The organism is Microtetraspora sp. AC03309 (genome assembly GCF_020826795.1).
GTDB classification, from domain to species: domain Bacteria; phylum Actinomycetota; class Actinomycetes; order Streptosporangiales; family Streptosporangiaceae; genus Microtetraspora; species Microtetraspora glauca.
The window spans coordinates 1-6,335 of sequence record NZ_JADDIL010000152.1 but is presented as its reverse complement, the minus strand read 5'-3'; the positions used below and the strand labels follow the sequence as shown (position 1 = coordinate 6,335).

4 protein-coding genes are annotated in these 6,335 nt (G+C 71.7%); 2 read left to right on the top strand and 2 right to left on the bottom strand.

The genetic code is table 11. The features are described 5' to 3' along the window. Nucleotides 1–2,806: AAA family ATPase (locus tag IMZ11_RS41530; RefSeq protein WP_228648922.1), on the top strand; the 2,806-nt coding region annotated here is incomplete at its 5' end. Nucleotides 2,807–2,846: 40 nt separating this feature from the next. Here IMZ11_RS41530 and IMZ11_RS41525 read toward each other — a convergent pair. After that, a complete protein-coding gene (locus IMZ11_RS41525; RefSeq protein WP_228648920.1) occupies nucleotides 2,847–4,043 on the bottom strand; it encodes a hypothetical protein in 1,197 nt (398 codons plus the stop codon). 182 nt (nucleotides 4,044–4,225) lie between these two features. Here IMZ11_RS41525 and IMZ11_RS46550 point away from each other — a divergent pair, with 182 nt between their 5' ends. Further along, complete coding sequence (locus tag IMZ11_RS46550) at nucleotides 4,226–5,176, top strand: helix-turn-helix transcriptional regulator (RefSeq protein ID WP_228648918.1); 951 nt, start codon at nucleotides 4,226–4,228, stop codon at nucleotides 5,174–5,176. A 29-nt stretch (nucleotides 5,177–5,205) separates the two neighbouring features. Here IMZ11_RS46550 and IMZ11_RS41515 read toward each other — a convergent pair. After that, nucleotides 5,206–6,335 (bottom strand): Dyp-type peroxidase (locus IMZ11_RS41515; protein ID WP_228648916.1); only part of this gene is annotated, 1,130 nt, incomplete at its 5' end.

Below are 6,335 nucleotides of genomic sequence, written 5' to 3'. Positions count from 1 at the left end.
GTCCGCGCCTGCCGGCCCTCCCCCGCAGTACGGGCCGGGGACGGGAACCGGGACGGGCGCTGCCGGGGCGGGCGCAGCGGGTGTGGAAGGCGCGGCCGGAGCCGCCGAACCACCCCGCCTGGTCGGCAGGGAGCCGCACCTGCGCCGCATCGCCGAGCGGCTTGACGACGCCAGGCGCGGCTCGGGAGGACTGCTGCTGGTGACCGGCGAGGCGGGCATCGGCAAGACCCGGCTCGCCGACGGGGCCGCCGAACTGGCCGCGGGCCGCGGCGTGGACGTGGCGTGGAGCCGGTGCCTGGAGGGAAGCGGCGCTCCCGCGTTCTGGCCCTGGATCCAGGTGCTGGAAGCCCTGCGCGACGGCGGCGACGACCTGGCCGACCTGGCCGGCAGCCTGACCGGCGAGGGCGATGCGGGCACCGGCGCGGCCAGTGGTGTCACGGACCCGGACACGGCCCGGTTCCTGTTGCACGACGCCATCGGCCGGGCGCTGGCCCGCCGCGCCGAGAGCGGACCGCTGATGTTGATCATCGACGACCTCCATTGGGCGGACGCGGCGTCGCTGAAGCTGCTCACCTTCCTCGGAGGCGACCTGCACCGGCTGCCCCTGCTCGTGCTCGTCACCATGCGGCCGAACGGGCCGGACGCCGCGGCGCCGCTGGCCGAGGCGCTCGGGGAGCTCACCCGCCATCGCGGCACCGAACGCATGAGCGTCGGCGCGTTCACTCCCGAGCAGGTCATGGACTATCTCGCCGACGCCGGGGCCGATCTCGGCGCGGAGACCGATCCCGACGCCGTGAGCAGTGCCGTGAGCGCCGACGACGTGCGCGGTGCGAGGGTCCTGAGAGGCACGGGCGAGTCCACGATCACCGCCGCGTACGAACGCGACCGCGCGCTCGCCGAGGCGTTGCACGAGCGGACCGGCGGGAACCCGCTCTTCCTCCGCGAGTTGCTGCGCCTGCTCGCGAGCAACCGCCCGGCGCGGAGCGTGGCCGCCGACGACGTACGGTCGATCGCGGTACCCGACGGGGTCCGTGACGTCATCTCCCAGCGGGTGTACCGGCTGCCCGAGGACACCCAGGCCCTGCTCCGCGCCGCCGCCGTGATCGGCAAGGACGTCGACGCGGACGTCCTGGAGGCCGCCACGGGGATCGGAGCCGCGCGCATGATGACGCTGCTCGAACCGGCGGTGGCGACCGGCCTGCTGGCGGAGACGGATGACGGCTGGAACTACCGGTTCTCGCACGCCCTGGTCAGGGACGCCCTCTACGCCGGGCTCACCCGGCTCCAGCGGGCGCAGATCCACGCCAGGGTGGGTGAGGCGATCGAGAACCGCTACCGGGGTGACCTGTCCTCGCGGCTGCCCGTGCTGGCGCACCATTTCAGCAACGCCGCGCGCGTCGGCGGTGCGGCGAAGGCCGTCTCGTACGCCACGGAGGCGGCGCGGCAGGCCGCCGTCCACCTCGCGTACGACGAGGCGGTCCTCTTCTGGGAGCAGGCGCTCGCCGTGTTGGATCCGGCGGGGATGGGCTTCACCGCCCGGCGCTGCTCGCTGCTCATCGAGCTGGGCCGGGCACGGCGGGTGACCGGAGACGTCGTGGGTGGCCGCGTGGCGTTGGACGAGGCGGTGGCTCTGGCGACCGATCTGGGCGACGACGACGCGGTGGTGGAGGCGGCCACCGTCTTCGGCGGCGTGACCCTCTGGTACTGGCGCGCGTACGGGGTCGTGGACGAGCGCATGGTCGCCCTGGTGGAGCAGCAGCTCCGGCGGCTGGCCCCCGCGGCCGGCGCGCTGGGCACGGAGGGTGCGCCGACGGGAGTGAACGACGTCCGGCGCGCGGAACTGCTGGGCACCCTCGGGGTCGAGCTGTACTACGGGGATCGCCGCGCCGAGGGGCGGCAGTACACGGCCGAGGCGGTGGCCCTGGCCCGGCGGATCGGTGACGATCTGCTGCTCGCCCGGACGCTCAACAACTACGCCGTCGCCGCGTGGACTCCCGACTGGGAGGAGGATCGGCTGCGCGCGGTGGAGGAGATGCTGACCCTGCCGCGGCTGCCGCTGGCCTGGGAGGTGATCGCCCGGTTGTTGCGCATGCCGTCGCTGTTCAGGTCGGGACGGTTCCCGGAGTACGACGCGGAGCTCGCCCGCTGCCTGCGGATCACCGACGAGATCCGGATGCCGGAGATCAAGGCGCAGGTCAACTACGCCGCGGCCGGGCGGGCGCTGCTCGACGGCCGGTGGGCCGACGTCGAACGGTTCGGCGGCACGGCGGTGACGGGGCACCATCGCACCAGCCTGTGGGGTGCCGGCGCGATCGACATACTGTGCCGCTTCTTCTTCGACTGGGCGCGGGGCCGCCACGGCGTGCACCTCGACGAGCTGGCCGCGCTCGCCGCCGATCCCTCGCACCGGCTGCTGCGTCCCACGGCAGTCCTCGCGGCGGTCGAGGCCGGCGAGGAGGAGCTCGCCCACCGCATGGTCGACCAGTGGGGTACCAGGATCGAGCGGGACTGGGCGTGGCAGTTCACGGTCTGGCAGTGGGCGCTGGTCGCCACGAAGCTGGGCCGTCCCGACCCCGAGGCGATGCTCGCCGAGGTCCTGCCCATCGCCGACCAGTTCGTCATCATGGGCACAGGCGCGGTCTCGTGGGGGGCGATGCACGACGTGGCGGCCCTGCTCCTGGCCCGGTTGGGCCGTACCGGCGAGGCGGTGGCGCAGGCGGAGCGGGCCGTGGCACTCCACCGTCGCCTCGGCCTGCGCCATCTGGAGGAGGGAAGCGCCGCGCTCCTCTCCCGGCTCCGGTCCTGAAAAGGGGCCGGTCCGAAGACCGGCCCCTCAGGTCAGCGGGCTACTGGGCGTCCGGCTTGACGATGATCGGCAGCTGGGCGTCGAACAGGCTCGCGAAGGTCAGCGAGGGCATGATGTGGCCCTTCTTCTGCTCGTCCTGGGACAGGTCGACGGCCCACGAGGAGCTGGCCAGCCGCTGGTTCGGCGTGCCGTGGTGACCGTCGCTGGTGAAGGAGCAGTCGCCCACCTCGAAGAAGGACTGAACCGCGGGAAGCAGGCGCTTGGCGTTCAGGGTGCCGCCGCGCTTGTGGGTCAGGAAGTAACCGGCGAAGGCGTCGGCCATGAGCTCGGTACGGCGGGTGGCCTCGGGACCGGTGAGCGGACTGTCGAAGAGGTTGTCCTCGTACTGGACGTGGTGGCCGAACTCGTGGGCCAGGATCGACTTGGTGGCCACGTCGCCCAGGCCGATCGCGGCCATGCCCTTCATGATGCCGTCGCCCATGACGATCTTGTCGGGAAGGCCCTGCACGACCGGGTCGGGGTCTCCCTCCGCGGTGAAGGCGAAGGCGTTGAAGGTGAAGATCGGGTTGTCCGCGTTGAGCACCGGATCCTCGGCCAGCGTCTCGGTCAGCAGCTCGGCCAGGCCCGTGCCCCCACCGGCGGGCAGGCCCCACAGCACCTCGAGGACGCGGGCGGTGCGGCCGACATCCTTGAGCGCGTCGCTGTGCATCGCCACGTCGCGGATGTCGTCGGACGTGATGTCCCAGAACCGCTTCAGGTCGCGCATCTCGTGGGTGACGGTCGTGGTGTACTCGCCGTTCTCGCCGTAGCTCTGCGGCTCGTCGGCCGACTTGAAGAGCAGCGCGTCGTAGGCGGGAACGTCCAGGCCGCCGAGCAGCACGACGATCAGGATCGTGCCGAAGTCCGCGCCCTCGAGCCGGGCGTCGAGCCACGCGGTCAGCGTGGTGTCGCCGCACTGGTAGTCGTTCGGGTCGATGGCGCTGCGCGCCACGTCGTTCCAGGCCGAGTCGGTGACGCCGAGCCTGGCCTTGAACCGTGCGGCGCGCTCCTGCCAGTCGGCCGGCAGGGCCTTGACGCTCTCGAGGTAGCGGGCCTTGGTGGCGTCGTCGACGTGCAGGGAGTTGATGGCGCCCTCGAGGGCGGCGGTGGGGGAGGTTGCCTGCGCCGAGACCGGGGCGCTGATCGCGAAGGTGGCGGCGACAACGGCGGCGGCCAGCAGGGCCAAAGGCTTGCGCAAAGGTGGCTCCTTCGAGATGAAAGCACTTGGCGCAAGTTTCCTGATCTTGACAAGGATTGTGAATATTCCAAATATGTCAGGATCCGGCATGTCCGGAATATGACATGCGACCGGAACCGCTCGAGTTTCAGGCGAAGCTGCGGTTGGATCCTCGATCCGCTTGGGGAAAGGTGAGCAACACGGTGAAGCCGTTACAGGCACTCGGCGTCTCGCCCACGGCGGAAGCCATCTACTTCGCCCTGGCCGAGGCCGGTCCGAGCCCCGTGGAGGCCCTGCCCACGCCGCGCGAAGAGCTCGGTCAGGCGCTGGCCGAGTTGGAGTCCCTGGGGCTGGTCACCGTCGCGGACGGATATGCGTCTCCGCTGCCCCCTCTCAGCGCTCTGGAGGCGTACGCCGACCGCCACACGCGTGAGGCCCTCATGGCCAGGGAGAGCGCCGCCATCCTGGCCAGGTTCTGGCACGATCATCAGCTGTCGGCGCGCTACCTCGAGGCCGTCACCACCTCCGAAGGCACGACGGCGATACAGCGCAGGCTGCTCGACCGGGCGGAGCGTGAGGTGCGGGCACTCGTCCTCGGGCCGGTCGGCCGTCCCTCCGAGACCCCGCGGGTGGCGGCGGGCACCCTTGAGGCGCTGGCCCGCGGCGTCACCATCCGGGCCGTCTACGGAGCCGAGATCCTGCGCAGGCCCGCCGCCCTGGCCGCCCTGCGCACCTGTGTCGAGGCCGGCGAGCAGGCCCGGGTCTTCCCCGACATCTCCATCCACATGCTCATCGGCGATGACCGTGAGGCCGTTCTGATCTTCGGAGTCGGGAACCCGCAGGCGCGTCACGCCATCGTGGTCCAGCCGTCGGGACTCATGACCGGACTTGCCGGGATATTCGAGTCCTTCTGGAGACTGGCGGTGCCGCTCGCCGCCACCGTGGAGACCAACGACCTCGACGCCCGTCCGACCACCGAGGGGCGGCGGCTGCTCAGCTATCTGAGCGCCGGGCTCACCGACGAGTCGATCGCCCGCGAACTCGGGGTCAGCGAGCGCACCGTCGCCCGCAGGATCGCCAGGCTCCAGGAGATCCTCGGCGCTCAGACGCGCTTCCAGCTCGGCGTGCAGGCTTCCCGGCAGGGCTGGATCTAGAGGTCGTGCCCCGGCGGGAACCGCGCGTCTCAGCCGAGGAGACCGTCGCCCACCCACCCGTTCGGCGCGCAACCGGGCGGGATCGCGAAGACGGCCGAGCCGATCGGGACGGTCCACTCGTTCAGCAGGTCCGCCTCCGCCAGCTTCCGCTGGATGGGGACGAACTGCCGGGTGATGTCGGCCTGGTACGACGCGAACAGCAGCCCGGAGGAGGACTTCCCGTCGGAGGTGATCCCCTCGTCGTAGTTGTACGTCCTGCGGAAGATCCGCATGCCGGGATCCTGAACGTGCGCCCGCCTGATGTGGGCGTACTCCGAGATGACGGGGAACCCGGCCGCGCCGAGCTTCTCGAAGTCCGCCTCGTCGTGCTCGGCGTGGCCGGTGAGGGGCGCGCCGGTGTCGAGGCGGCGTCCCACGCTGAACTCCCTGGCCACCCGGTCGGCGGCGTCCCAGGTCTCCAGTTCCATGTGGATACGGCGCAGCACCAGCGTCGTCCCGCCGCGCAGCCACTCGGGTCCGTCGCCGATCCAGACCGCGCGATCGAAGTCCGCCGTCCCCGGCACGGGGTTGACGGTCCCGTCGAGCTGGCCCATCAGGTTCCGCTGCGTCGTCCCCGGAGCCTGGACCTGCGGGCTCCTGCGGAAGCCCCGCTGGGTCCAGCGCACCTTGGCGAAGGCCCGCGCGTCCTTCACGATCATGCGGAGGGCGTGCGCGAGCGTGACTCCGTCCTCGGCGCCGATGTGCACCAGCAGATCACCGCCGGTCCACTGCTTCTCCAGCCGGTCGATGCTGAACGCGGGAAGGGGCGCCACGGTCTCGGGCCGCAGGTGCTCGACCCCCGCCGCCGTGAACAGCCCCGGCCCGAAGCCGAACGTGACGGTCAGCCGGGCGGGATCGGCGGCGAGCTCGGGTTCGACGTCGGCCAGCGCCGGCCGTCCCTGGGTCAGGCGGCGGGCGTCGTCCGTGAGCAGCCTCATCAGCCGCCCGAGCGCCTCCTTGTCGACGCCGGTACGGAGGTCCAGGCCGAGGAAGGCGGCGTACGTCTGCGGCGTCGTCGCGATCCCGCTCTGGTGTTGCCCGTGGAAGGGTTCGAGTGCCGTACTCGCGGCGGCGGGAGACCCGGTGATGGAGGTGGCGCCGCGAGTACGGCACTCGAACC